The following is a 25,238-nucleotide window of genomic DNA, read 5'->3' on the forward strand; positions in this document are numbered from 1 at the left end:
GGATTAAAGATGTCTACGAATGATCTCAGTGCGTGGCTAGGCAAGTCCCAGACCGTTACTGATCGCCTGGATCCCAATCATGCGGCATGCATTGCCGTTACGTTGGGCGAACCGGTTCCGGCTTCAGGCAAGCCGTTGCCTGCACTTTGGCATTGGGCATACTTTCTCGAGACTGTGCCGATTGCGCAAACCGGTACGGATGGCCACCCTGCTCGGGGTAGCTTTTTGCCTCCTGCCGATAATCGAAATCGTATGTGGGCCGGAGGGCGAGTAACGTTTAATGGACCGCTGCTAGTTGGTGTTGAGGCACATAAAACCTCTACGGTGACCGCGATTCAGGAGAAAAAGGGGCGAACCGGCTCTCTTTTGTTCGTGACGGTCAAACACGAGATTGTTCAAAATGGCGTAATGGTCGTCAGCGAAGAGCAGGATATCGTTTATCGGGAACCCAGTCCTCCCAAGCTTGTCGGCACCGAGCCTGCACCCGTCTCGCAGTGGAAAGAAGCCGTTGACCCGACCCCTGTCTTGCTGTTCCGATATTCTGCAGTGACTTTCAATAGCCATCGTATTCATTACGATCATCCCTATGTCACCGAAAAAGAAGGGTACCCCGGACTGGTTGTGCACGGCCCCATGATTGCGACATTGATGTGCCAAGCCTTTGCGCATGCGAATCCCCAGGCCAGGCTGCGTCAATTAAGTTATCGCGGACTTCGCCCCTTGATTGCTCCAACGCCTTTTGCAGTTGCCGGGCACGTGACGCAAGCGGGATTGGCGCAACTTTGGGCCGAGCAGGATGGTACGCTGGCCCACCAAGCTGAATTGAGGTTTGAAGCATGATGAAACAAGATAAAAGTCAATCGCCGCGCCCGCTTGACGGTATAACTGTCGTCAGTCTGGAGCATGCGATTGCGGCCCCTTTTTGCACACGTCAGTTGGCGGATATGGGCGCACGCGTGATTAAGGTCGAGCGCCCTGGTGTCGGTGATTTCGCACGCAAATACGATGAGCGCACTCGCGGCATGGCTTCGCATTTTGTCTGGACCAACAGATCAAAAGAAAGTCTGACGCTTGATCTCAAGAACGCCGACGCTATGTCTGCGCTCGAAAAATTGCTTGAGAAGGCAGACGTTCTTGTGCAGAACCTTGCGCCAGGCGCAGCCGCGCGGATGGGCTTGTCGTTTGATGCGTTGCATGCCCGTTTCCCGCGCCTGATCGTTTGCGATATTTCCGGGTACGGTGATGGTGGCCCTTACGAAACAAAGAAAGCTTACGACTTGTTGATTCAGAGCGAAAGCGGTTTTGTTTCCGTGACAGGCTCTCCCGATGAGCCTGCCAAAGCAGGCTGTTCGATTGCGGATATTGCCGCGGGTATGTATGCGTACTCGGGTATATTGAACGCATTGCTTTTGCGCGGCAAAACAGGCTTGGGAAGTCGCCTCGACGTTTCGATGCTGGAAAGCATGGTCGAGTGGATGAGTTTTCCGATGTATTACGCGTTTGATGGTGCTTCTCCTCCACCAAGAGCAGGCGCGGCCCATGCAACCATTTACCCTTACGGACCATTTCCTGTTGGCGATGGCAGCAACGTCATGCTGGGCTTGCAAAACGAACGTGAGTGGCGCGTGTTCTGCGAAAAGGTTCTTAAACAGCCTGACTTGGCAGATGAGCCAGACTTCGCGTCCAATTCTTTGCGCGTCAAAAATCGTGATCGTCTGAGAGGTTTGATTGTTGGGGCTTTTGCGAAGATGACAATCGATCAGGTCGTTCAGTATCTTGAAGATGCACAGATCGCCAATGCCCGTGTCAATGAGATGAAAGACGTATGGGCTCATCCGCAACTCAAGGCGCGGGACCGCTGGACGAATATCGATAGTCCTGTTGGCGCATTGCCTGCGCTGATTCCGCCTGCCACAAACAATCAGTTCGATGCGCGCATGGATCGGATTCCGGATATCGGAGAGCATACGCATGCCATATTGAAAGAGTTGGGAGTTACTGCTGACATCATCTCACGACTTGAAGCCGACAAGGCAATCTAGTCTGCTCGAAGATCGCTGTCCTTAAAGATCCGATCCGTTCAATGCGGTCGGATCTTTGATTTTTAGTGGGCGTATATTCTGGTCTCGGCAGTTTTCGAGCCATGCGTGCAATGATCGGCCAGCAATTTTGGCATCGGGTGCCAAATCTTGCAGTGGCTTTAAAACAAATGCCCGAAGATGCATTCTCGGGTGTGGCAAAGTTAATCGTGGCGTATTGATTGTCAGCTTGTCGTACAAAAGCAGATCCATGTCTAGCGTACGAGGCGCATTGCGATAAGGACGCAATCTTCCGAATCGATTTTCGATGCGCTGCAACTCATCCAGTAAGTTAAGCGGCGCCAGACTGGTTTCAAGATGCGCAACCGCGTTGACGAATGTCGGTCCGGTTGCATCGATTGGGTCACTTGCATAAAAAGGGGATACGACGCATCGGAATATGCCGCTTGTGGTTCTAAGCGAGTCTACGGCATCCAGAAGTGTTTGTTTGGCATCACCCAGATTGGCGCCAAGACCGATATAGGCACTGGCGTTCATTGTGAATTAATCGATTGTTGGCGCATTGGAGTGTTCAGGTATGCCGGGTCTGGGGCCGCGACGGCGCCTGCGTGTCCGCGATTTGGATGCGCCGGAGCCCAACTCACGGGGAAGCTTCCCCAGATCTTCAACCATCCGAGCGCGTGTCGAATCGTCTGCGTTGACCAGATCCATCCACCACTGAGCGAGCACGCTGTCGAATTCATGTGCTGCCGCGCGCAATTGCAGAAAGTCGACAGCGGCGCGGATTCTGGGTTGCTCGAGGATGCGCCAAATCGCTTTTGGTAGGCGCTTCTCGAATCGTGGTTGCATGAACCAGATTTCGCGCATGTCCGAACTGAAGCGTTTTTGGATTGCGAGTTTTTCGGTTTGTTCGTCAAGAACGGAGTCGGCTGCCTGCATGATGGCTTGGATGGTGGGCTCGCCATTCTTGATGCGTTGTTTCCAACGGAGATCAACCTGATGCCACAGTAATGCCGCAAACAAGAAGCTCGGACTGACGGTTTTTCCGGCTCGAACGCGATGGTCGGTTCTGTCCAGGGCTAGCTCGATAAAAGCCTGACCGCCCGGTTGTTCAAGCACCACATCAAGTAGCGGCAACATGCCATGGTGCAAGCCATCCTGACGCAATTGTTGAAGGCATTCCATGGCGTGCCCACAAGTCAGAAGCTTGAGCATTTCATCGAAAAGTCTGGATGCAGGAACGTTCTCGATAAGATTCGCCATCGATTGCAACGGTTCACGCGTTGCGGGTGAAATCTTGCCATTGAGTTTGACCGCGAAGCGAACGGCTCTCAACATTCTGACGGGATCTTCACGGTATCGAGTACGGGGGTCGCCAATCATGTTGACCGTTCGTTTTTTGAGGTCTTCCACACCTCGATGGAAGTCGATCACTGTTTCGGTGGTGGGGTCGTAATAAAGTGCGTTGATCGTGAAATCGCGACGTGCAGCATCCTGCTCATGTGTGCCGAATTCGTTGTCACGCAATATCCGGCCATGGTCGTCGGTGGTGTTCAAGATCGATGCCGGAGCGCGAAACGTTGAAGTTTCTATGATTTCCTGACCGAATACGACATGAACGAGCTGGAATCTGCGACCGATGATTCTGGCTCGCCTGAATAGAGGACGAATCTGTTCGGGAGTGGCATTTGTCGCCACATCGAAGTCTTTTGGTTCGAGACCGACAATCAGATCCCGAACGGCACCACCGACGATATAGGCTTGATAACCTTCGTGTTGAAGAACTTCGCAGACTTTGATGGCGTGTCTTGAAACATTGCGTCGATCAATGCCATGCTTTTCTTTCGGAATATGCTGAGCGCCATGCGAGCGTTGCTTGAAAAGTTGGCCGACGAAGCGCTTGATCGTGTCTGTAATCATCAGGATTTGTTATCAGCCAGTTTCGGGAACAGATTCAGTACGGGCCATTTGCGTTGCTCTGCGATTTGCAAAAGGCTTGGGCTTGGATTGGTCACGATCGGATGCGTGACAACTTCAAGAAGTGGTAAATCATTGATAGAGTCGCTGTAAAAATAGGACTCCTCGAAATCGACAATTTTTTTGTTCATGCCGGCCAGCCAGTCGTTCACGCGCAAAACCTTGCCATGTTTGAAGCTGGGCGTACCTGCGATTTTTCCGGTGTAACGGCCACCGATATATTCGGGATCAGTCGCGATCAATGTCGGGACGCCAAAAGCGCGCGCAATAGGCGCTGTGACGAAACTGTTTGTTGCAGTAACCAGGGCGCATAGGTCTCCGGCGGCCAGGTGGCGCTGAACTAGTTCGATAGCCTGAGGTTTCATGGCAGGACGAATCACCCGTTGCATGAAGTCTTCGTGCCAGGCGGCAAGCAGGTGCGGGGGGTGTGCCGCCAAGAGGCCGAGCATGAACTCTGCAGCCTGCTCGGCGGTCAGGTCACCCGCGTTGTAGCGGTTCATCAGATCCTCATTGCGACGCAATGCTTCGGCAGGATCGCCGGCTCGCCCTGATTCAGCCATGTAGACGGCCCATTGATGATCGCTATCAAGAGGTAGCAATGTGTGGTCAAGATCGAAAAGGGCAAGTCGTCTGGAGGTCATGATTGCAAAAACTCACGATCGGAAAGCATCGTACGCATCAAGGGTACGGTGACTGCCCGGTGTTTAGACAGTGAATACCGGTCGATCGCATCGACCAGTGCGAATAGTTGGCGAATATCGCGGGAATAATGTGTCAGCATCCAGTCAAGTACATCGTCCGATAAGGGCAACCCAAGCTGACGGGCATGGGTTTTGAGGGCGGCATACTTATCGGCATCGGATAGAGGCTCAAGTCTGAAAACCAAATCCCAACCCAGCCTGGTGCGTAAATCCTCACGTAAAGACATCATCATCGGCGCGCGATCGCCAGTTACCGCCAGCGCAAAGGCCGAAGATGTCGTAGCCGACTCTCGCCAGTGATTGTACAAGGCAAATACCCCAGCCAACTGGGCATCATCCATCAATTGAATGTCATCGACCGCAACCAGTTTGATTTCTTGTGCCAGGGCCGAGGACGTTGCCATTGAGAGGATATCGGCCGAATTTGTTTCGGAATTGACCAGAACGGATGGTCTCCCGCCCGCCATCGCTCGTAAAAGGTGACTGCGTCCTGCCCCCGGAGGACCCCATAAGTAGAGTGCCCGACCCGGCTGCAAGGCGCGCGCAGCATCGATTGCAGCCCCATTTTGTCCGACCAGAGTATTGTCTAATGTCGGGTCCGGGGCGGGAATGATCTCCAGAAGTAATTGCCTGCTCATTGACTCGTCGTAAAATTAGTGAAAACTACGTATAAAACCCCGCAATTGTCACACAACAACGGCATTTTCCTATGACTCAACAACAAGCCCCCCTGACTTACCGTGATGCTGGCGTCGATATCGATGCCGGAGACGCCCTGGTTGATCGCATCAAGCCTTTGGCCGCCCGAACGATGCGGGAAGGTGTTCTTGCCGGTATTGGCGGTTTTGGTGCACTGTTCGAAGTACCCAAACGCTACAAAGAGCCGGTTTTGGTGTCAGGTACGGACGGGGTGGGCACCAAGCTTAAATTGGCTTTCGACTGGCAGCGCCACGACACGGTCGGTATCGACCTGGTTGCGATGAGCGTGAACGATATTTTGGTGCAAGGTGCCGAACCCTTGTTTTTTCTGGATTATTTCGCCTGCGGCAAACTTTCGGTGGATGTGGCCGCACAAGTCGTGGGCGGCATTGCCAAAGGCTGCGAACTCTCCGGTTGCGCGTTGATCGGTGGTGAAACCGCCGAGATGCCCGGTATGTATCCTGACGGCGAGTATGATTTAGCCGGTTTTGCGGTTGGCGCAGCAGAAAAGTCCAAGCTGATCGACGGCAAATCCATCGTTCCCGGTGACGTGGTGTTGGGGCTGGCTTCAAGCGGCGCCCATTCAAATGGTTATTCGTTGTTGCGCAAAATCCTTCAACGCGCCAATGCACGCCCCGAGCAGGATTTTCATGGCCGTCCATTAGGTGATGTGGTGATGGCGCCGACACGCTTGTATGTCAAGCCTGTTTTGGCTGTTTTGAAAGAATTCGGTAGTGATATCAAAGGGTTGGCTCACATTACCGGTGGTGGCTTGCTGGACAACGTTCCGCGTATCTTGCAACCAGGCCTGCAGGCGCATTTAAATCGGGATGCTTGGACCATGCCAGAGCTGTTCTCCTGGTTGCAACAGCAGGGCGGGGTTGCGGACACTGAAATGCATCGTGTGTTTAATTGCGGTATCGGCATGGTAGTTGTTGTACCGGCCGCCCGTGCGCAAGAGATCATGAAGGCATTCCGTGATCAGGGCGAAACCGTTTATCAGTTAGGTGATATTCGTTCCGCCGCTGTTGATCAACCCCAGACGGTTGTGGTTTAAAACCCCGTAATTTCGCGTGCCTGTTTTTGGACGCATTGCAGCACCTGTTGCAATGCGTCCGGTGAGAGCGAATCAACAATTTGCCTGCCTGGTAGGCTTCTCAGCCATGTGAGTTGACGCTTTGCCAGTTGGCGCGTAGCAGCGATTGCCTGTTCTCGAGCGGTTTGCATATTGACCTCTCCATCAAGCATTGACCATAGCTGGCGATAGCCGACGCATCGAATGGAGGGCAGTCCGGGATGCAAGTCGGGTAGCTTGTGAAGATTTTCGACTTCCGCAAGAAGTCCTTGCTCGAGCATTTCATCAAATCTGTGTGCAATTCGCATGTGCAAAATGCTTCGGTCACTCGGTTCCAGGCTAATGGTCAAGGTCGCAACGGGTGCATCGGAAGGGTTTGCTTTGCCAATTAACTCTGACATCGGGAGACCGCTGATGTGCCATATTTCCAGTGCGCGTTGTATTCGCTGGCTGTCATTGGGAGCCAGCCGGTGAGCGGTGACTGGATCGATGCGAGTTAACTCGGCATGCATGCCGGGCCAACCGATTTTTTGAGCCTGTACTTCTAGTGCTTGTCTTACTTCGGGGTTCGCTGACGGTAAGTCATTCAGGCCTTCGCGAAGCGCCTTGAAATAAAGCATCGTTCCACCGGCCAGTAATGGCAGGTGTCCTCTTTCGCGAATTTCGGCGACACACTTCAGCGCGTCATGTCTGAATGCGGCTGCGGAATAGGATTGCGTAGGGTCCCGAATATCAAGTAAGTGATGTCTGACGGCTTTGCGTTCTTCGAGAGTTGGTTTTGCTGTGCCGATGTCCATGCCTCGATAGATCGTGGCTGAATCGACGTTGATGATTTCTGTCGGCCAACGCTCGGCGATAGCTCGGGCGATCGCGCTCTTGCCTGAGGCAGTCGGGCCCGCGAGACAGAGTATTGGTTGCATGCCGAAGGTGGTCGAATCCTTCATTGGCCACGCAGAAAAAGCTTATCGAGATCAGAAACGGTCCAGTGCACCCAGGTCGGACGACCATGATTGCATTGATCTGCGCGCTCGGTTTGTTCCATTTGACGCAGTAGCGCATTCATCTCTTCGATCGACAGCTGCCGGTTTGCGCGTACTGCGCCATGACACGCCATTGTTGCAAGCAAGGTGTTGCGCTGTTCCGTCAAAAGCTTGCTTGCACCGACCTGATCCAGATCCCGTAATACCCCACGAGCCAGTGCTTCCAGATCGCCTCGTGCAAGAATCGCGGGGACGGCGCGTAGTGTCATCGATTGCGGACCGCCCGGTGTCATTTCGAAACCAAGCTCGAGTAGTTGATCTCTGAATTCATCGGCCAAGGCCAGCTCTTTATCCGTCACTCTAAAGACGACCGGAACGAGCAATGTCTGCTGCGGCAATGTGTGTGCATCTAGCGCCTGTTTAAGTTGCTCGTAGACAACGCGTTCATGCGCTGCATGCATGTCAATCAGGGCAAGTCCCTTGGCGGTTTGGGACAAAATATAAACGCCATGTACTTGCGCGAGCGCACGTCCAAGAGGCCATGTTGTTGTTTCCTCCGGAAGAGGGGCATAGGCTTGTTGCCAGACAGTCGTGCCGGCCTTGCTCTGATAAGTTTCGTATTGGCGCTCTCGAAGGTGCAGCGGCTGTTGTGTCGAGTGTTGCCAGCCAGGTCGAGCAGCCGATTCAGAGAAAGATGTCTGGGCGTGATGCAGTGGTGAACCGGATGAGTGAGTCGATAAAGCTGTAGGGGTTGACTCATTCGGGGACGCGTAGCGGCTATCGGCGGCCTGAAGACTCGCCGAACCTGATAATGCTTGCGTAACTGTGTGTGCAACGAAACGGTGCACCGCGCCGGAGTCCCGGAATCTGACTTCATGTTTTGCCGGGTGAACATTGACATCAACCGCTGCAGGGTCAATGTTCAAGAACAATACAAACGATGGCTGTCGATCTCCGTGAAGTACATCGGCATATGCACTGCGAATCGCATGCGATACCGTTCGGTCGCGAACGTGTCGTCCATTGACGAAGAGAAACTGACGATCGGCACGCGCGCGTGCAGCCGTTGGCCTTGTGATTACGCCAAGCAATGAGATTAATCCGCTTTGTGCATTGATTTCGATGCCATGCTCATTGAATTCCTGGCCTAGCACATCACTGATCCGTTGCAATACTGTTGTTGGCAGCCATTGCCTGACCGCCCGATCATTGTGGAATACTCGAAAACCCACCTCGGGAAACGCAAGGGCGATTCGCTCGATTGCATCGATGCAATGACCAAATTCAGTCGCTTCCGCGCGCAGGAATTTGCGTCTGGCCGGAACCATGTCGAACAAATAACGAACGTCTACGGTTGTGCCTGGAGCACCTGCCGCGGCAACTGGTTCGGGCATGCCTGATTCGAAGCTCCATGCATGTTGGTCATCGCGCGTTCTGGACGTTAAAGTCAGTGATGCGACCGATGCAATCGAGGCTAATGCTTCGCCCCTAAATCCCATCGACTCGACTGATTCGAGTTCATCGAGCGATGTGATTTTGCTGGTGGCATGTCGTGTTAACGCCAGAGACAGTTCATTTGAAGGAATTCCGATCCCATCATCAATGACGGCTATGCGTCGTATACCGCCTGCTTCGAGACGAACTTCGATAGTTTGGGAACCGGCGTCAACCGCATTTTCAACAAGCTCTTTGAGAACGGAGGCGGGGCGTTCGATGACTTCGCCGGCCGCAATTTGGCTGATCAGCAGATCGGGTAACTGATGGATGGAGCGACGGTTGGACATAGCGACCACTGCGGAAGATGACCCCACATTTTAGGGCTTTTGCAGTGGTCTTTGTTGCGGTTCTTAGTTCGCCATGGCCAAGTGCGGGTTGGCTTTGAAGAATTGCCGTATGCCGCCGTGCAACGCTTGGGCGAACTTCTCCTGATCGGTTCCGGATCGGAGCATGCGTTCTTCGTCGGGATTGCTGATAAATGCAGTTTCGACCAGAATGGATGGCATATCGGGTGCTTTGAGCACCGCGAAAGCGGCTTGCTCTGTTTGCGGTTTGTGCAGTCGATACACGTTTTTCAATTGACTCAACATGGTATCGGCCAAAAGCCTGGAGTCCTTGATTTGAGCGGATGTCGACATGTCGAGCATGATTTGGGCAACCTGCTTGTTTTGCACATTCAGGTTGATACCTCCGATCAGATCGGCTGCGTTTTCCTTATCCGCCAACCAGCGCGCCGCAGTACTCGATGCGCCGCTTTGTGACAAAACATACACCGAGCTTCCGCCGGCAGTTGGGCGAACGAAAGCATCCGCGTGTATGGAGACGAACAGGTCGGCTTTCACGCGCCTGGCTTTTTCGACGCGAACATGCAGCGGTACAAAGTAGTCACCATCCCGCGTCAAGTATGCCCTCATGCCCGGTGTCGCATCGATACGGGCTTTTAGCTTGAGTGCGATCGCTAGAACAACGTCTTTTTCCCGCGTTCCGCCTTTGCCGATTGCACCAGGATCTTCCCCGCCGTGGCCTGGGTCAAGTGCAATCGTCACGACGCGTTTGTTACGGCCAAGTCGTTGCTGAGCCGTATCTGGCGATTCGATGCCGGAAGCTGGAGGTGCAATGGTCGGCACTACTCGCTCCGGAATGACCGGCATGCTTGCCATGCCCGTTCCTTGTGGATTTCGACCGATATCCTCGAGCACACGAGCCAAAGGATCGTCATCGTTTTTCTGGGGCGATTTTTTGAGTAAAGCGGTCAGCGGATCCTGCATCGCTTTGGGATAGAGATCAAGCACAAGTCTGAACTTGTAGTCACCAACAGGCTTGAGTGTGAATACTTGTGGCGCAATGGCCTGCTTCAGATCAAATACAAGGCGAACAATATTCGGTCGATTTTGCGCGACTCGCAAAGAACTGATGTATGGATCATCTGTTCTGACTTTGCGAACCAAATCGTTCAATGCCGGACTCATATCCAGCCCCTGAATGTCCACGACCATACGGTGGGGAGATTCAAGAGTGAAATGTTCAGCTTTCAGTTCACTATCAAGCTCAAGGGTGACGCGAGTGTATTCATCCGCAGGCCAAGTACGAACAGCCAATAATTTTGCCGCCATGGCGACGCGTGGAATAACGGGCAAAAGCAATAGGGTAGAGACCGCGCTGATTAGCTGGCGGCGTTTTGGCGCTCTGACGTTGGACGCTGTTCCGTCCGTTGAAGATTTAGAGCGGTGAGCCATATGAGGCCTTTCCCTGTCCTTGCATCTATCGTGGCGTGTCGACCGGTTTCGGCATATCTCAGGTTAATTAATATATCCGGATCGCCTATAAAACCTTCCGCGCGCTCTGGCCACTCAATCAAAATTAGCGCGTTTTCTTGCATCAAATCTCTAAACCCAGCATCTAACCATTCGGTTGGGTCGCTAAATCTATAGAAATCAAGATGATACAAGTATAAGTTAAAAACTTCATAAGATTCAAGTAAAGCATAACTTGGACTTTTAATTCGACCGGAAACCCCACAATGTCGTAAAAAAGCTCTAACTAAGGATGTTTTACCCGCCCCTAAGTCACCTTGAAGGTGGATACGTCCGCCCGCCCCGTCGCCAGGTATAAGCCTGCCGGATGCATCCGGATGCAATTTGGCAGCGATAACAGCTAATTGCCTACCTAAGGCTTCGGTAGCCGACTCATCCGGCAAATCTATGGAGAGAGTTAAGAGTGGGGGCGTTTTTGTCATGATTTCGGGGTAATCCGGATTGCCCTTTGTCGCTGAATGCCAAGCGCAAGTGCGGCAGTACTTGATTCAAAATACTGCTATTGTGACGCATGCGCAATCAACTGCGTGCAATTGCTGGTGGTTAAAGGTGACGCGAAAAACCGCGCGAACAGAATCTGCTGCTGTTTCTGCATTTATCGATTCGGTATGGTTGGAAGACGGATTGGCTGCCAATTCGCTTGCGGCGTACCGTCGGGATTTGGTCGCGTTCGAGCAGTGGCTGAAAGAGGAGCGTGCTCTTGAAATCGATGCCGCGACTGCCGCTGATATAGAAGCTTGGTTCGCGGCCAGGCACAAAGACTCCAAGCCTAGCACCGCCAACAGAAGGCTTGCGGTCTTGCGCCGATACTATTTATGGGCCATCCGTCATCAACGCGTGTCAGTCGATCCATGCTTGAGGATGGTGACTGCACGGCAACCTTTGCGAGTTCCCAAAACTTTATCCGAGTCGCAAGTCGAGGCGCTGTTGCTTGCGCCCTCGATTCATGTCGCACGAGGTTTGCGCGATCGCGCAATGCTTGAAGTGTTGTATGCAACCGGGCTGCGCGTTTCCGAGCTCGTCAGCATTGGAGTGCTTGAGGTGAGTTTGACGGATGGCGTTGTGCGAGTCGTGCAGGGCAAGGGAGGAAAGGATCGACTCGTCCCTTTGGGAGCCGAAGCCGCTCACTGGGTAACCCAGTACATGACTCAGTCCAGGCCGGAACTACTGGGGACCCGAACAAGTCCCGCGTTATTCGTCACCGCCCGTGGCGAAGCGATGACCCGACAATCTTTCTGGTTGCTGATTAAGAAATACGCCATCATTGCCGGCATTAACGCACCCCTATCTCCGCATGTTTTACGTCACGCCTTTGCGACACACTTGTTGAATCACGGGGCGGATCTGCGCGTGGTTCAAATGCTGCTTGGGCATGCCGACATTTCCACTACACAGATTTACACGCATGTGGCGCGCGAACGGCTCAAGAGTCTTCACGCGCAACATCATCCTCGCGGGTAGCGTGCGGATTGTGTCTGCGGTATTTCGCCAGCCTTGCTAAACTAGCGCTCTTGCCGCCGTAACTCAGTGGATAGAGTACCTTCCTCCTAAGAAGGGAGTCGCACGTTCGATTCGTGTCGGCGGTGCCACTTATTTCCAGGCGTAGGACTCCATGGATAGTACTCCGTGGTCTACGCCTCCATCCAGCACAGTGACTTGATCCTGCTTGCTTGTCGCACCCATTGCGATGAGCAGCGGCAAAAAGTGTTCATCAGTCGGATGCGCGCGCTGCGCATGTGGAGCAAGGCTACGATAATCCCGAAGTTTGACGGTGTCGTGATTGATCACAGTGCCGCGTACCCAGTCAGTGAATTCTGTTGCATATGAATCCGGTCGGGCGTCCCCATACCGGAATTCATACAGGTTGTGCGTCATGCTGCCAGAGGCCAGAATCATAATGCCTTGACCACGCAAGGGTTCCAATGCCTGACCAAGGGCGAATGCGGTCTTGGCATCCAGATCGTGCGGCATGGATACCTGAAAAACCGGAATATCGGCATGAGGCAGCAGATGCATCAACGGTACCCATGCCCCATGATCCAGGCCTCGTGATTCGTCCTGGCGAGTTGGCCAGCCCGCAAGCGTGAGGAGTTCGATCACTTCCTTTGCAATTTCCGGTGCGCCTGTGGCCGGATATTGCAATTTGTACAGGGTGGCTGGAAAGCCTCCGAAATCGTGAATCGTTTCGGGCGTGCTGGTGGTGCCGACCTTGACTCCTTGAGATTGCCAATGGGGAGATACAACCAAAATCGCACGCACAGTGCTCAATGTCTTACCTAGCGCATTGAGTTGAGGCGTCAGTTTGCTGGGTTCGATTGCAAAAGTTGGTGCGCCATGCGATACGAAAATGACAGGGGCTTTTGTAGTGGATGTCATGATGACTCCCGAAAGTAAAGAGTTAGTTCTGGATAATTCTATGGGGATACCTTAATTGTTCTAGAATCAAAGATAAATACACTTAATTGGCGATGAGTGTTCCAAAAATGAGAAGAATCGAACCCAAATGAAATTAATCAAAAGCACATCGTTTTATCTCTTAATCTGTTCAATCGGTTTAATTGCTGGTTGCGCTTCGGACCAATCTTCAGTCCTCAATAGCGCAGACATAACGGCATCTAACAAGATGGGCATGACACATACGGGATTTTTGACTGATTACGCTCGACTCAAGCCTACGACCTGGGGTGAAGGAATCGAGTGCTGGAGTGCGCCTAATTTGAAAGTCAGGAACTACAACAAGGTTGTGATTCCGCGCATTGTCGTTTCAATTGCACCACCCAAAACCAAGGATGCAGAGCAGGGTAGCAACCAGACAATCGATCCGACAGACCTCAAGATGCTGACGGATTACTTCCATGATGCTTTAGTTAAAAACCTGAATCCTGTGATGAAGGTAGTCGACAAGCCCGGCCCCGGCGTGGCGGTGTTAAGAGTTGCGTTGACCGATCTGGTTCCGACGACTGTTGCCGAAAGTGTGGCTGGCACCCTGATCCCATATGCATTCATTGCAGAGGCTAGCTCCGGAACCGCAACCGGCCGCCCGGCGGGATCTACGCCGTATCTTGGTCAAACTGGCATGGAGTTGCAGTTTCGGGATGGCGTGACGGGAGCCATTCTCGCAGAATGCAGGGATGCCGAAATCGGTCGCAAGTATGCGGCTGATCTAGATTCCGGTGTCCTGGGTGCTGCCAAGACATGGGCGGGTGGTTATTTGAACTCATTCCAATCCTGGTCATACGCAAAAAACGCGTTTGATAAGTGGTCTGTATTGGTGGCGCAACGCATCACACAGATGCGAGCCAACGAAACCGCACAAAAGAAGTAAAGTACAGTCACCTTCTCAGTATCCTGCCGGCTTGAAAGCGTCATGACACAAATTACCGCATCCGAAGAAAGCACCAATTCCGTTCGCACCATCTTGGTCGGCACGTTCATAGTGTTACTTGCAATGGGGACACGTGCAACATTCGGATTGTTCATGCAGCCAATGGGACTTGAGTACGGTTGGCAGCGCGAAGTGTTTTCGATGGCTTTCGCGATTCAGAATCTGGTCTGGGGTGCTGCGGCAATCGGTGCGGGCATGATGGCCGATCGCTTCGGGTCGGCGCGCACCATTGCTATGTGCGCGTTGTTTTATGCAGCTGGATTAATAGGCGCAAGGTTGTCCACCAGCGAGTTTCAGCTTTACATGACGGCAGGTGTTTTGATCGGCCTGGGACAGGCGGGGACGACCTTTGCTGTGATTTTGCCTGTGATTGCGCGCACGGTTCCACTTTCATCCCGTTCGACGGCGATGGGCATCGCGAGTGCAGGCGGATCACTCGGTCAATTTCTCGTTGTGCCGACAGGGCAATTATTGATCGATACTTTCGAATGGACGGGTGCTTTCTGGATTTTGTCTGTCGTTCTAGCGGCAACGCTTCCTTTAACCTGGTTCTTGCGAGGCAAGCCCGCCGCAAGCTCTGGTCCTCAGCAATCCATGCTGTCAGCGATTCGGCAGGCGCTTAAACATCCCACGTTTCATTTCTTGTTTTGGAGTTATTTTGTTTGCGGATTTCATACCGCTTTCATTACATTGCATCTGCCTGCATTTGTCATCGATTCGGGATTGAATCAAAAGGTTGGAGCAATGGCGATTGCCTTGATCGGATTATTCAATGTTTTCGGTTCGTTTACTGCCGGAAAAATGGGCGGTAAATACAGCAAAAAAAATCTGCTCGCCTTTCTTTATGCCATGCGGGCCTTCGGCATTCTGTGGATTCTGTACATGCCCACGACAGATTTTGTCGTTTACGTCTTTGCAGGATGGATGGGATTGTTCTGGCTTGGGACTGTGCCCCTGACTCAGGGGTTGATTGCCCAGGTATATGGTTTGCGTTATGCGGCAACCTTATCGGGTATGGTTTTTCTCGGACACCAGTTGGGTAGCTTTGTCGGGGTTTATCTGGGCGGTCGTGTTCAGGCAATGACTGGCAGCTATGATCTGGTTTGGTGGATGGGTGTCGTGCTGGCCCTGATCGCAGCCGCACTTTGTTTACCGGTTCGGGAGAAGCCCTTGACCATGCCGGCTGTCGCTGCTGCGGCGTGATGCTTCGATGATGGCGCTCAATTCAATGAACAAACCATCCCGACTGCTTCGGTTCGGCTTGTGGTTGCTTCTTGTTTTGGTGCTGGGGATCGGCTTTTTGGGATACCTCCATCCCAGCATGCAGTTGCAGTGGGAAACCATTGCGACAATGTGCGGATTTTGAAGCCTGCTAAAATGCTGTTCGGCGGGCCCCTTCGCATGGTTCGGCGGTCAATCTGGTCAGGTCGGGAACGAAGCAGCCACAGCCGTGCAGAAACAGTGCCGAAGTCAGGCTCGCCTTTCTAATTTCAGTCGGTGGTTCATACGTCCATGACTTATCTGGTTCTTGCGCGCAAATGGCGTCCCCGTTCGTTTGATACCCTGGTGGGACAAGACCACGTTGTCCGCGCCCTGACTCATGCCTTAACTACACAGCGATTGCATCATGCCTGGCTTTTCACGGGTACGCGTGGCGTAGGCAAGACGACACTGTCTCGCATACTCGCCAAATCCTTGAACTGCGAAACCGGTATCACCGCCACACCTTGCGGCGTGTGTCAGGCCTGTACCGAGATTGATGCCGGTCGTTTCGTCGATTACCTTGAGCTCGATGCCGCATCCAATCGTGGTGTTGAAGAAATGACCCAGTTGCTTGAGCAGGCTGTCTATTCGCCTAGCGCCGGTCGTTTCAAGGTCTATATGATCGACGAAGTTCATATGCTTACCGGGCATGCCTTTAATGCTATGCTCAAAACGCTCGAAGAACCGCCACCCCACGTCAAGTTTATTCTGGCTACGACCGACCCGCAAAAAATTCCCGTGACGGTGCTTTCTCGCTGTCTGCAGTTCAACCTGAAACAGATGGCGGGCGATTCGATTGTCGGGCATCTTCAATCCGTATTGAATCAGGAACATATTCCTTTTGAAGTGCCTGCATTGCGCATGCTAGGGCAAGCGGCACAGGGTTCGATGCGTGATGCCCTGTCATTGACGGACCAGGCGATTGCCTACAGCGCCGGCAATTTGACTGAAGAAGCTGTTCGCGGGATGTTGGGCACGATTGATCAACGCCACTTGATACGACTGATTGATGCATTGCACTCAGGTCAGGCAAGTGCTGTGCTGGAAGTCGCCGACGAATTATCGACTAGAGGCCTGTCTTATAGAGCCGCCTTGGGAGATCTTGCTGTTTTGTTGTCGCGGATAGCGATCATGCAGAGAGTGGCGCAGGCGGCGGATGATTCGGATCCCATGATTGAGGATCTCAGACGCCTCTCGCAGTCACTGCATCCTGATGCGCTCCAGTTGTTTTATACGGTCGCAGTGCACAGTCGCTCCGAACTTTCTATTGCCCCGGATGAATATGCCGGTTTTGTCATGGCATGTTTACGCATGTTGTCTGTTTATGCGGACAGCTCGGCTGGCTCTCGTCCCATTTCCTCCAGCGCGGCTCCAGTTGCCTCGGGCACTGCATTGACGCCTGTCGAATCGCAAACGACACAGAACGGTTCTATCCCTTTAAAGGCACTCGCCCAGCCCGCCGCCACGACTCAATCCGTTCCGGTGCAAGCCTCAAGAATTGAGGCTGTGCCCACGCCGTCAGTACCGATTCCAACGGCACCGATATCTGAAAAGGCTTCCGAAAGTGTGACGCCGCCATGGGAGGATGAGCCGGAGTCATATGCCAGAGATTTGGATGATGCTTCTTCACAAGATCAGATGTCCATGGCGATGCCGATTGATGATGGCTTCGATTTTGTCCCGGATCAAGTTCCCGAACCTGGTCCGACGTCGCGAGTTGTACCCCATGCACCGTCAGAATCAATCGTATTGCCTGAGCCATGGCCTGCGTTTGCTGCCAAGTTGCCCTTGTCGGGTTTGGCCTCTCAGCTCGCGCGCCAGTCTGAATGCTTAGGGGTGGCAGGCAAGGTGATCTCGCTTCGCGTGCCGACTCGCGCACTGACTGAGGGACCACATACGGATCGGCTTCGTACAGTATTGACCGAGTTCTTTGGTTTTCCCGTTCAGTTTCAGTTTGAAATCGCTGCGGGATTGGGGCAGTCAGCTCATGCCATCGATGAAGCGGAAAAGCAGATGCGGCAGAAAGCCGCTGAACAATCCGTTCATGCCGATCCATTTGTTCAAACGCTTGTGGCCGAATTCGGCGCTCAAGTGATCCCGGGTACGATTCGCCCCGGTGTCCAGATTTAAATATTCTCTTTAATTCAAACATCACATTCAGGAATTCAAGTCATGATGAAAGGTCAAATTGCGGGTCTGATGCGCCAGGCGCAACAGATGCAGGAAAACATGAAAAAAGCGCAGGACGCGCTTGCCGAGATCATTGTCGAAGGTGCGGCCGGAGGCGGTTTGGTTAAGGTGTCCATGACTTGCCGCCATGATGTCAAGCGGCTCACTATTGATCCAAGCTTATTGGCCGACGATAAAGACATGCTTGAAGATCTTGTCGCCGCCGCATTCAACGACGCACTGCGTAAGGCGGAGGCAACTTCCTCCGAAAAAATGGCTGCTGTGACTGCCGGTATGCCACTGCCTCCCGGCATGAAATTGCCTTTCTGATGTCAAATCTTTCGTCTGAACCCCAGCCACTGCTTGAGCTAGTCGAAGCGTTGCGTCGCTTGCCCGGCGTTGGAGTACGAACGGCACGACGCATGGCTTACCATTTGTTGCAGCACGATTTGAAGTCCGCCGAACAGCTTGGTTTGGCGTTAACTCATGCGGTCGAGCGTTTGCAGCATTGCCAAAAGTGCAATGGGTTCACCGAAGTCGCTATTTGCGCAATGTGCGCCCATCCCGAGCGGGATCATAGTTTGCTTTGCATAGTCGAAACTCCCGCCGATCAAAACACTATCGAGGCCACACACGGCTATCAAGGCCTGTATTACGTGTTGATGGGCAGGCTTGCACCACTTGAGGGTACGGGGCCTGATGAATTGGATTTTCGAAGAGTTTTGGAACGGGCAGGTGATGGGGTCGTTCAGGAAGTGATTCTCGCCACCAACTTTACTGCCGAGGGCGAGACCACTGCGCATTATCTGTCGGAAGCGCTGCGCGCGCGCGGCGTGAAAGTCACTCGACTTGCCCGGGGCGTGCCTGCCGGCAGCGAGATCGAGTATGTGGATGCCGGTACGGTCGCCTGGGCGTTGATGGAGCGCAGGCCGACCTGAGTAGCTTTCTTAACTTTGACGCAAGTTCGCAATCAATTGATCGAGTTTGCGGGCATCGGCAACAAAAGCGCGAATCCCCTCCGATAGCTTTTCGCTTGCCATTGCATCTTCGTTCAGCATGAATCTGAAGTTTTTTTCTGAAGCATCAATTGCGGCGATATCGCTATTCTGAGCTGATGCCGAGTTGAGGCGGGCATTTAAATTACCCTCTGTTGCGGCAAGGTTCGAGAGTAGGTCAGGGCTGATGGTGAGCAGGTCGCAGCCGGCCAAAGCCAGGATTTGCCCTGTATTTCGGAAGCTTGCTCCCATGATTTCGGTCGGGATGCCGAATTTTTTGTAGTAGGCGTATATACGTGACACCGAAAGTACGCCAGGATCCATCTCGCCGCTGTTTGCGGCTTCATCCCATGCCGATCCCTGCTGTTTTTTATGCCAGTCGTAGATTCGTCCGACAAAAGGGGAGATCAGCCTGACTTTGGCATCTGCACAGGCCACGGCCTGCGACAAGGAAAAGAGCAAAGTCAGGTTGCAACGTATTCCCTCCGACTCGAGTTGACGCGCGGCCTGGATACCTTCCCATGTGGCGGCAATCTTGATGAGCACCCTGTCGCGATCAAAGCCAGCCGCACGGTACAGAGAAATCAACCGGCGAGCGCGTTCGATGGTTGCGCGTGTATCAAACGACAGGCGCGCATCCACTTCAGTCGAGACACGACCGGGCACGATATTCAGAATTTCACGTCCGAACGACACAAGCAGTCGATCGACTAGCATTTTGGCGTCGGCAAGGGGGTAGTCTTTTACGCAACGTTCAAGAAGAGGCCGGTATGCATCCTGCTGTACCGCCTTGAGGATGAGCGACGGGTTGGTTGTCGCATCGGTTGGTTTGTAAAGTTTCATGCTCTCGAAGTCGCCCGTATCGGCGACGACGGTGGTATGAATGCGAAGGGATTCTAGAAGATTGGCCATCGGGTTATACTTCCAAGGTTTGCTTACTGATTTTTATTGCCGGGGTTGATCGTGCTGCCAAATATATTTCCTGAGGCTACCGCAGGTGGTGCCATAAATAGCCCCCAAACAGCCATTCTAGCCTTGGCGGACGGAACGATCTTCAGAGGTCTGTCCATAGGTGCGCCAGGCCATACCGTTGCCGAGGTTGTTTTCAACACGGCCATGACAGGATACCAAGAAATCCTTACTGATCCTAGTTATAGCGGTCAAATGGTGACACTGACTTACCCGCATATCGGTAATACCGGTATTAACCCCGAAGATATCGAATCTTCAAAAGTGTTTGCAGCAGGGCTGATCGTACGAAATTGTCCGGCGCGCCTGTCAAATTTTCGCTCCACTCAATCACTGCCGGATTATCTCAAGGCCAACGGTATTGTTGCGATTTCCGATATCGATACGCGTAAATTGACCAGAATTCTGCGCGAGGGCGGCGCTCAAGGCGGTTGCATCCTTGTTGGTGATGATGCGGATCGGGCACTGGAGTTGGCTCGCGGTTTTCCGGGAATGACCGGTCAGGATCTCGCTAAAGTCGTCTCTGCTCCCAAGTCCGTGAACTGGACGCAGTCCACATGGACTTTAGGCAAAGGTTACGGCAAAACGGACAGCAAAAAACCGCATGTCGTCGCGTATGACTTCGGTGTCAAATTCAATATCCTGCGCTTGCTGGCAGAGCGTGGTTGTCATATCACGGTGGTTCCAGCGCAGACTTCCGCAGAAGAAGTGTTCAAGCTTAATCCGGACGGCATTTTCCTTTCCAATGGCCCGGGCGATCCCGACCCCTGCGATTATGCGATTGCGGCCACGAGAACCTTTCTCGACCGTAAATTGCCTGTCTTCGGTATTTGTCTCGGTCACCAGATCATGGGTTTGGCGGTTGGTGCCAAAACCGTCAAAATGAAAACCGGTCACCACGGGTCGAATCATCCCGTTCAAGAACTCTCGAGCGGTCGCGTATTCATCACCGCGCAAAACCATGGTTTTGCAGTTGATGCCTCCACGCTGCCTTCAAATGCAAGGGCAACGCACGTGTCGCTGTTTGATGGCACGTTGCAGGGATTCGAGTTGACGGATCGCCCCGCATTCTGTTTTCAGGGACACCCTGAAGCAAGTCCTGGCCCGCACGACATAGTCGTGCTGTTCGATAAATTCATGAGCCAGATGGCCGGTCAAAAATAAAGAGTCACCATGCCAAAGCGTACAGACCTAAAAAGTATTCTCATTATCGGCGCAGGCCCCATCATCATCGGGCAAGCTTGCGAATTCGACTATTCCGGCGCACAAGCCTGTAAAGCCCTGAAGGCTGAGGGTTACCGAACCATTTTGGTCAATAGCAATCCTGCGACGATCATGACCGATCCCGAGACGGCTGATGTCACGTACATCGAACCGATCACCTGGCAGGTTGTTGAAAAAATCATCGAAAAAGAACGTCCCGATGCCGTATTGCCAACCATGGGTGGACAGACCGCATTGAACTGCGCACTAGATCTGGACAAGCATGGGGTTCTGAAAAAGTTTGGTGTCGAATTAATCGGTGCGAATGCGCATGCGATCGAAAAGGCCGAAGACCGTCAGAAGTTCAAGGTCGCCATGGAGGCGATTGGTCTTGAGTCGGCTAAGTCCGGCGTTGCACATTCGCTTGAAGAGGCCTGGGAGGTTCAGCGCCGTATCGCCGCCGAGGTTGGCACGTCAGGCTTTCCCGCTGTGATTCGCCCCAGTTTTACGCTTGGGGGCAGTGGTGGCGGTATTGCTTATAACGCCGAAGAGTTCGAGACGATTTGCCGTCGCGGGTTGGAAGCCTCTCCCACCAGCGAGCTTTTGATTGAAGAGTCCTTGCTTGGCTGGAAAGAGTTCGAAATGGAGGTGGTGCGCGACACCGCCGACAATTGCATCATCGTCTGTTCTATCGAAAACCTCGACCCGATGGGCGTGCATACCGGAGATTCGATTACGGTTGCGCCGGCGCAGACCTTGACGGACAAAGAATATCAAATCATGCGTAACGCATCGATCGCCGTTTTGCGCGAAATTGGTGTGGACACAGGTGGTTCAAACGTGCAGTTTGCCTTGAATCCGCACAACGGACGCATGATCGTGATCGAGATGAATCCTCGTGTTTCCCGTTCATCCGCATTGGCTTCCAAAGCGACCGGGTTTCCGATCGCAAAAGTGGCCGCCCGCCTGGCTGTCGGTTATACGCTTGATGAACTCAAGAACGAAATTACCGGCGGAGCGACACCGGCCTCATTCGAGCCTACCATCGACTACGTAGTCACAAAAGTACCGCGTTTTGCTTTCGAAAAATTCCCGACAGCTGATGCGCGCTTGACGACGCAAATGAAATCCGTTGGCGAAGTGATGGCGATTGGTCGCACTTTCCAGGAGTCCTTCCAAAAAGCCCTGCGCGGTCTGGAAGTCGGCGTTGATGGTTTGAATCAGAAAACCACCGATCGGGAAAAGATTCAGGTCGAACTTGGCGAGCCGGGGCCTGAGCGTATCTGGTATGTAGGTGACGCGTTCGCTCAAGGTTTCACGCTTGATGAAGTGCATCAGCTGACCAAGATCGACCCCTGGTTCCTTTCGCAGATCAAAGAGATTGTCGATATTGAACTGGCTTTGGAGCAAAGGACACTCGCTGACCTTGATGCAGAAACACTATTCCAGTTGAAGCGTCGTGGCTTTTCGGATCGTCGCCTGGGCTTCTTGCTCGACACGGTCGAGGCTGAGGTGCGTAAGTTGCGTCATCAGTACAACGTTCGACCCGTTTTCAAGCGCGTGGATACCTGTGCTGCGGAATTCGCCACGAATACCGCCTATCTTTATTCGACTTACGAAGAAGAGTGCGAATCCAAACCTACCGATCGCAAGAAAATCATTGTGCTTGGTGGTGGCCCGAACCGGATTGGCCAAGGCATCGAATTCGATTATTGTTGCGTTCACGCAGCGTTGGCGTTGCGCGAGGATGGTTATGAAACCATCATGGTCAACTGTAATCCCGAAACTGTTTCGACCGATTACGACACTTCAGATCGTTTGTATTTCGAGCCGTTGACGCTTGAAGATGTTCTCGAAATCGTTCATATCGAAAAACCCGTCGGAATGATCGTTCAGTATGGCGGTCAGACTCCCTTGAAACTGGCGCGTGCCCTTGAAGCGAATGGCGTACCCATTATCGGCACAAGTCCCGAATCGATTGACGTTGCCGAAGATCGTGAGCGTTTCCAGAAGCTGCTGAATAAGCTGAATTTGCGTCAGCCGCCTAACCGTACCGCCCGAACCGAAAGCGAAGCTTTGGCTCATGCCCAGGAAATCGGTTATCCCCTCGTTGTTCGCCCCAGCTATGTGCTCGGCGGACGAGCCATGGAAATCGTTCATGAGCAGACGGATCTGGAGCGCTACATGCGCGAGGCCGTCAAGGTCAGCAATGATTCTCCTGTTTTGCTCGATCGCTTTTTGAATAACGCGATTGAAATCGATGTCGATTGCCTTTGTGATGGGCAGACCGTTTTTATCGGTGGCGTGATGGAACACATCGAACAGGCCGGTGTGCACTCGGGCGATTCGGCATGCTGTCTGCCGCCGTACTCGTTATCGGCTGAAATGACTGAAGAAATCAAGCGCCAGACAGCGTTGATGGCTCGCGCCTTGAACGTTAAGGGTCTGATGAACGTGCAGTTCGCCGTGCAAAATGGCGATGTGTATGTGCTTGAGGTCAATCCTCGCGCATCGCGAACCGTTCCGTTTGTTTCGAAAGCCACGGGCTTGCAGCTTGCCAAAATCGCTGCGCGCGCGATGGCCGGTCAGACATTCGAAGCCCAAGGCATTAAAAATGAAGTGGTGCCTCAGTACTTCTCCGTTAAGGAAGCTGTGTTTCCTTTCGTCAAGTTCCCGGGCGTTGACACGATTCTCGGACCCGAAATGAAGTCTACGGGTGAGGTAATGGGCGTTGGCGTGACTTTTGGCGAGGCATTCGTGAAGTCGCAGATGGCAGCGAGCGTGAATTTGCCCGAATCCGGTACGGCATTCATAAGCGTCAAAAATCAAGATAAACCGAAGGCGGTGGAAGTCGCCCGCGTATTGCATACTCTTGGTTTCAAGATAGTTGCTTCGCGCGGTACTGCTGCTGCGATTGAGCAGGCCGGCATACCGGTTTCGATCGTCAATAAAGTAGCCGAAGGCCGTCCCCACATTGTCGACATGCTGAAAAACGGCGAAGTGTCGCTGGTGATCAACACAGTGGAAGAGCGTCGCAACGCGATTACAGACTCGCGTGCGATTCGAACCCAGGCGTTAGCTGCACGGGTGACTTACTACACTACGATCGCGGGTGCGCGTGCTGCGGTAGAAGGTATGCAGTATTTGCGCGAAGGTCTTGGTATCAAGGTCTACGCGCTGCAGGATCTGCACCGGTCAATCAAGCAGGCTTAATCTCTAGCGAAGTCTCCCGAAAGAGGGCAAGCATGACAACTAATCTCCCTCTTCCCTATCAAGGTCTGCGTGTTTTGGATATCAGCCAAGGCATCGCAGGCCCGTACTGCGCGCATATTCTTTGGCAGCAAGGGGCCGATGTCATTAAGGTCGAGCCGCCCGCGGGTGACTGGATTCGTTTCGTTGGTGTCACCAGCGGTAAACAAAGCGCGCTTTCCATACAGTTCAATGCCGGAAAAAAAGGGCTGGCACTTGATGCGCGAACCGAAGATGGAAAAAAAATATTGCGTGATCTCGCCATGCAGGCTGACGTGATCGTGCAAAATTTTCGTCCGGGAGTTGCAGACAGAATGGGAGTTGGTTATGACGCATTGTCAAAACTGAAGCCTGAACTGGTCTATGTTTCGGTGAGCGGTTACGGTCCGGATGGTCCTTACGCAGATGCTCCGGCAACGGATTCTGTGATGCAGGCCGATAGCGGATTGATGTTTTCCAATCAGGACGATCAAGGCGTGCCAAGACGTTTTGGTGTGCTTGCCGCCGATATCGTGACCGGCATGTACGCGGCGCAAGGTGCGGCGACAGCGCTGTATCAGCGCTTAGCCCGCCATGTTGGCACACACGTTCAAGTGAGTCTCTTTGAAGCCTGTGCAGCCTTTCAGGCGCCTTGTTTCATAGAAGAAGCCATGGCTGGCAAGCGTCGTTTCGGTGCTGTGAGTGCTCCCAATGCGGTGTTTGCCACTTCTGATGGCGCGATTTCGATTGTCGTGCTGAATGATGATCAGTTCGCTAAACTTTGTCGGGCACTTGATCGCCCGAACTGGCTGACGGATTCCCGTTTCATGGACAATTCTCAGCGTATGGCGCATCGGGATATCCTGCATGATGCATTGCGTGAATTAACTCGAACCAATACGACGCAGCATTGGTCCGAGTTATTTAAAAAACATGATGTTTTGCATGCGCCTGTACGAGACTATCAAGGCGTCTTGAATCATCCACAGTCTTTGCACCTGAACATGACGCAGTATCTTGAACAGGGTGGAATAGGGACGTTGCCTTACATCGGATTGCCGACTCATCCGTATCGTCGACCGGTTGAATCTGCTCCGGTGATCGGCGAACATTCCGAACATATTTTGCAACATGCGGGACTGTCGGACGAGATGGTTCGAACACTGATTCAAAAGGGCGTTGTGCTTCAAGCCTGAAAAGTAGATGGAGACAAGATGAAAATTCAAAAACAAAACAGCATTAGA

General features: G+C 52.9%; 23 protein-coding genes, 1 tRNA gene and 1 other RNA gene. 15 read left to right on the plus strand and 10 right to left on the minus strand.

Translation table 11 applies throughout. The features are described from left to right. Positions 1–9 precede the first annotated feature (9 nt). A complete protein-coding gene (locus G3I67_RS11225) occupies positions 10–840 on the plus strand; it encodes an HTD2 family dehydratase (RefSeq protein ID WP_163655374.1) in 831 nt (276 codons plus the stop codon). After that, a complete protein-coding gene (locus tag G3I67_RS11230; protein ID WP_235931872.1) occupies positions 837–2,042 on the plus strand; it encodes a CaiB/BaiF CoA transferase family protein in 1,206 nt (401 codons plus the stop codon). Before G3I67_RS11225 ends, G3I67_RS11230 begins: the two co-directional genes overlap by 4 nt. Before the next feature lie 21 nt (positions 2,043–2,063). Here G3I67_RS11230 and folK read toward each other — a convergent pair whose 3' ends face one another. From folK to hda, 4 genes are read right to left on the minus strand one after another with little or no spacing between them, the layout of a single operon-like run. Next, entirely contained in the window at positions 2,064–2,576 is a 513-nt protein-coding gene (gene folK / locus G3I67_RS11235; protein WP_163655376.1) for a 2-amino-4-hydroxy-6-hydroxymethyldihydropteridine diphosphokinase, read from the minus strand. A 6-nt stretch (positions 2,577–2,582) separates the two neighbouring features. Then, complete coding sequence (gene pcnB / locus G3I67_RS11240; RefSeq protein ID WP_163655378.1) at positions 2,583–3,959, minus strand: polynucleotide adenylyltransferase PcnB; 1,377 nt, start codon at positions 3,957–3,959, stop codon at positions 2,583–2,585. After that, a complete protein-coding gene (locus tag G3I67_RS11245; RefSeq protein WP_163655380.1) occupies positions 3,959–4,657 on the minus strand; it encodes an HAD family hydrolase in 699 nt (232 codons plus the stop codon). The genes pcnB and G3I67_RS11245 overlap by 1 nt, the downstream gene beginning before the upstream one ends. Further along, positions 4,654–5,355, minus strand: coding sequence for a DnaA regulatory inactivator Hda (gene hda / locus G3I67_RS11250; protein WP_163655382.1), 702 nt, complete (start codon positions 5,353–5,355; stop codon positions 4,654–4,656). Before hda ends, G3I67_RS11245 begins: the two co-directional genes overlap by 4 nt. A gap of 71 nt (positions 5,356–5,426) precedes the next feature. Between hda and purM the strand changes: the two genes are divergently transcribed. Next, positions 5,427–6,473 carry a phosphoribosylformylglycinamidine cyclo-ligase gene (gene purM / locus G3I67_RS11255; protein ID WP_163655384.1) on the plus strand — a complete coding sequence of 349 codons (1,047 nt, stop codon included), beginning with the start codon at positions 5,427–5,429 and terminating at the stop codon, positions 6,471–6,473. Here purM and miaA read toward each other — a convergent pair. From miaA to tsaE, 4 genes are all read right to left on the minus strand, one after another. After that, positions 6,470–7,435, minus strand: a complete 966-nt coding sequence (gene miaA, locus G3I67_RS11260; protein WP_375539319.1) for a tRNA (adenosine(37)-N6)-dimethylallyltransferase MiaA — start codon at positions 7,433–7,435, stop codon at positions 6,470–6,472. The two genes, purM and miaA, sit on opposite strands and share 4 nt — an antisense overlap. Beyond that, complete coding sequence (gene mutL / locus G3I67_RS11265) at positions 7,432–9,255, minus strand: DNA mismatch repair endonuclease MutL (RefSeq protein ID WP_163655386.1); 1,824 nt, start codon at positions 9,253–9,255, stop codon at positions 7,432–7,434. Before mutL ends, miaA begins: the two co-directional genes overlap by 4 nt. A gap of 63 nt (positions 9,256–9,318) precedes the next feature. Next, positions 9,319–10,704, minus strand: a complete 1,386-nt coding sequence (locus G3I67_RS11270; RefSeq protein WP_163655388.1) for an N-acetylmuramoyl-L-alanine amidase — start codon at positions 10,702–10,704, stop codon at positions 9,319–9,321. Continuing rightward, the gene (tsaE, locus tag G3I67_RS11275) at positions 10,632–11,204 is read right to left on the minus strand and encodes a tRNA (adenosine(37)-N6)-threonylcarbamoyltransferase complex ATPase subunit type 1 TsaE (protein WP_163655391.1); all 573 of its coding nucleotides are present in this window, start codon (positions 11,202–11,204) and stop codon (positions 10,632–10,634) included. The genes G3I67_RS11270 and tsaE overlap by 73 nt, the downstream gene beginning before the upstream one ends. A 127-nt stretch (positions 11,205–11,331) precedes the next feature. Here tsaE and xerD point away from each other — a divergent pair, with 127 nt between their 5' ends. Next, positions 11,332–12,243, plus strand: coding sequence for a site-specific tyrosine recombinase XerD (gene xerD, locus G3I67_RS11280; RefSeq protein ID WP_163655393.1), 912 nt, complete (start codon positions 11,332–11,334; stop codon positions 12,241–12,243). A 52-nt stretch (positions 12,244–12,295) separates the two neighbouring features. Beyond that, positions 12,296–12,371, plus strand: a tRNA-Arg gene (locus G3I67_RS11285). A 1-nt stretch (position 12,372) separates the two neighbouring features. Here the strand turns inward: G3I67_RS11285 and G3I67_RS11290 are convergent. Beyond that, the gene (locus G3I67_RS11290) at positions 12,373–13,158 is read right to left on the minus strand and encodes a DODA-type extradiol aromatic ring-opening family dioxygenase (RefSeq protein ID WP_163655395.1); all 786 of its coding nucleotides are present in this window, start codon (positions 13,156–13,158) and stop codon (positions 12,373–12,375) included. 127 nt (positions 13,159–13,285) lie between these two features. On the opposite strand from G3I67_RS11290, the gene G3I67_RS11295 reads away from it, so the two are divergent. The 7 genes from G3I67_RS11295 to recR all read left to right on the plus strand — a co-directional run bounded on the left by G3I67_RS11295 (position 13,286) and on the right by recR (position 18,537). Beyond that, positions 13,286–14,107 (plus strand): DUF3313 domain-containing protein, encoded by an 822-nt coding sequence (locus G3I67_RS11295; RefSeq protein WP_163655397.1) that lies wholly within the window; start codon positions 13,286–13,288, stop codon positions 14,105–14,107. Positions 14,108–14,149: 42 nt separating this feature from the next. After that, the gene (locus G3I67_RS11300) at positions 14,150–15,370 is read left to right on the plus strand and encodes an MFS transporter (protein ID WP_163655399.1); all 1,221 of its coding nucleotides are present in this window, start codon (positions 14,150–14,152) and stop codon (positions 15,368–15,370) included. Between the two features lie 25 nt (positions 15,371–15,395). Next, positions 15,396–15,533 carry a hypothetical protein gene (locus tag G3I67_RS14930; RefSeq protein ID WP_203583627.1) on the plus strand — a complete coding sequence of 46 codons (138 nt, stop codon included), beginning with the start codon at positions 15,396–15,398 and terminating at the stop codon, positions 15,531–15,533. Between the two features lie 20 nt (positions 15,534–15,553). Next, positions 15,554–15,651, plus strand: an RNA gene (ffs, locus tag G3I67_RS11305) — signal recognition particle sRNA small type. Between the two features lie 28 nt (positions 15,652–15,679). Next, positions 15,680–17,560, plus strand: a complete 1,881-nt coding sequence (dnaX, locus tag G3I67_RS11310) for a DNA polymerase III subunit gamma/tau (RefSeq protein ID WP_163655401.1) — start codon at positions 15,680–15,682, stop codon at positions 17,558–17,560. A gap of 42 nt (positions 17,561–17,602) precedes the next feature. Beyond that, positions 17,603–17,929 carry a YbaB/EbfC family nucleoid-associated protein gene (locus G3I67_RS11315; protein ID WP_163655403.1) on the plus strand — a complete coding sequence of 109 codons (327 nt, stop codon included), beginning with the start codon at positions 17,603–17,605 and terminating at the stop codon, positions 17,927–17,929. Then, positions 17,929–18,537, plus strand: a complete 609-nt coding sequence (recR, locus tag G3I67_RS11320; RefSeq protein ID WP_163655405.1) for a recombination mediator RecR — start codon at positions 17,929–17,931, stop codon at positions 18,535–18,537. Before G3I67_RS11315 ends, recR begins: the two co-directional genes overlap by 1 nt. A 9-nt stretch (positions 18,538–18,546) precedes the next feature. Here recR and tal read toward each other — a convergent pair whose 3' ends face one another. Beyond that, positions 18,547–19,506 (minus strand): transaldolase, encoded by a 960-nt coding sequence (tal, locus tag G3I67_RS11325; RefSeq protein ID WP_163655408.1) that lies wholly within the window; start codon positions 19,504–19,506, stop codon positions 18,547–18,549. 51 nt (positions 19,507–19,557) lie between these two features. Here tal and carA point away from each other — a divergent pair, with 51 nt between their 5' ends. From carA to G3I67_RS11340, 3 genes are read left to right on the plus strand one after another with little or no spacing between them, the layout of a single operon-like run. Beyond that, a complete protein-coding gene (gene carA / locus G3I67_RS11330) occupies positions 19,558–20,727 on the plus strand; it encodes a glutamine-hydrolyzing carbamoyl-phosphate synthase small subunit (RefSeq protein ID WP_163655410.1) in 1,170 nt (389 codons plus the stop codon). Between the two features lie 9 nt (positions 20,728–20,736). Beyond that, the gene (gene carB / locus G3I67_RS11335) at positions 20,737–23,979 is read left to right on the plus strand and encodes a carbamoyl-phosphate synthase large subunit (RefSeq protein WP_163655412.1); all 3,243 of its coding nucleotides are present in this window, start codon (positions 20,737–20,739) and stop codon (positions 23,977–23,979) included. A 32-nt stretch (positions 23,980–24,011) separates the two neighbouring features. Further along, positions 24,012–25,190, plus strand: coding sequence for a CaiB/BaiF CoA transferase family protein (locus G3I67_RS11340; RefSeq protein WP_163655414.1), 1,179 nt, complete (start codon positions 24,012–24,014; stop codon positions 25,188–25,190). Positions 25,191–25,238: the final 48 nt, after the last annotated feature.

Source organism: Sheuella amnicola, from assembly GCF_010499255.1.
Classification (GTDB): domain Bacteria; phylum Pseudomonadota; class Gammaproteobacteria; order Burkholderiales; family Burkholderiaceae_B; genus Zwartia; species Zwartia amnicola.

Coding starts and splice junctions, on each gene's coding strand:
- G3I67_RS11225 (WP_163655374.1), top strand. CDS start 10: ATGTCTACGAATGATCTCAGTGCGTGGCTAGGCAAGTCCCAGACCGTT.
- G3I67_RS11230 (WP_235931872.1), top strand. CDS start 837: ATGATGAAACAAGATAAAAGTCAATCGCCGCGCCCGCTTGACGGTATA.
- folK (WP_163655376.1), bottom strand. CDS start 2,576: ATGAACGCCAGTGCCTATATCGGTCTTGGCGCCAATCTGGGTGATGCC.
- pcnB (WP_163655378.1), bottom strand. CDS start 3,959: ATGATTACAGACACGATCAAGCGCTTCGTCGGCCAACTTTTCAAGCAA.
- G3I67_RS11245 (WP_163655380.1), bottom strand. CDS start 4,657: ATGACCTCCAGACGACTTGCCCTTTTCGATCTTGACCACACATTGCTA.
- hda (WP_163655382.1), bottom strand. CDS start 5,355: ATGAGCAGGCAATTACTTCTGGAGATCATTCCCGCCCCGGACCCGACA.
- purM (WP_163655384.1), top strand. CDS start 5,427: ATGACTCAACAACAAGCCCCCCTGACTTACCGTGATGCTGGCGTCGAT.
- miaA (WP_375539319.1), bottom strand. CDS start 7,435: ATGAAGGATTCGACCACCTTCGGCATGCAACCAATACTCTGTCTCGCG.
- mutL (WP_163655386.1), bottom strand. CDS start 9,255: ATGTCCAACCGTCGCTCCATCCATCAGTTACCCGATCTGCTGATCAGC.
- G3I67_RS11270 (WP_163655388.1), bottom strand. CDS start 10,704: ATGGCTCACCGCTCTAAATCTTCAACGGACGGAACAGCGTCCAACGTC.
- tsaE (WP_163655391.1), bottom strand. CDS start 11,204: ATGACAAAAACGCCCCCACTCTTAACTCTCTCCATAGATTTGCCGGAT.
- G3I67_RS11290 (WP_163655395.1), bottom strand. CDS start 13,158: ATGACATCCACTACAAAAGCCCCTGTCATTTTCGTATCGCATGGCGCA.
- G3I67_RS11295 (WP_163655397.1), top strand. CDS start 13,286: ATGAAATTAATCAAAAGCACATCGTTTTATCTCTTAATCTGTTCAATC.
- G3I67_RS11300 (WP_163655399.1), top strand. CDS start 14,150: ATGACACAAATTACCGCATCCGAAGAAAGCACCAATTCCGTTCGCACC.
- G3I67_RS14930 (WP_203583627.1), top strand. CDS start 15,396: ATGAACAAACCATCCCGACTGCTTCGGTTCGGCTTGTGGTTGCTTCTT.
- dnaX (WP_163655401.1), top strand. CDS start 15,680: ATGACTTATCTGGTTCTTGCGCGCAAATGGCGTCCCCGTTCGTTTGAT.
- G3I67_RS11315 (WP_163655403.1), top strand. CDS start 17,603: ATGATGAAAGGTCAAATTGCGGGTCTGATGCGCCAGGCGCAACAGATG.
- recR (WP_163655405.1), top strand. CDS start 17,929: ATGTCAAATCTTTCGTCTGAACCCCAGCCACTGCTTGAGCTAGTCGAA.
- tal (WP_163655408.1), bottom strand. CDS start 19,506: ATGGCCAATCTTCTAGAATCCCTTCGCATTCATACCACCGTCGTCGCC.
- carB (WP_163655412.1), top strand. CDS start 20,737: ATGCCAAAGCGTACAGACCTAAAAAGTATTCTCATTATCGGCGCAGGC.
- G3I67_RS11340 (WP_163655414.1), top strand. CDS start 24,012: ATGACAACTAATCTCCCTCTTCCCTATCAAGGTCTGCGTGTTTTGGAT.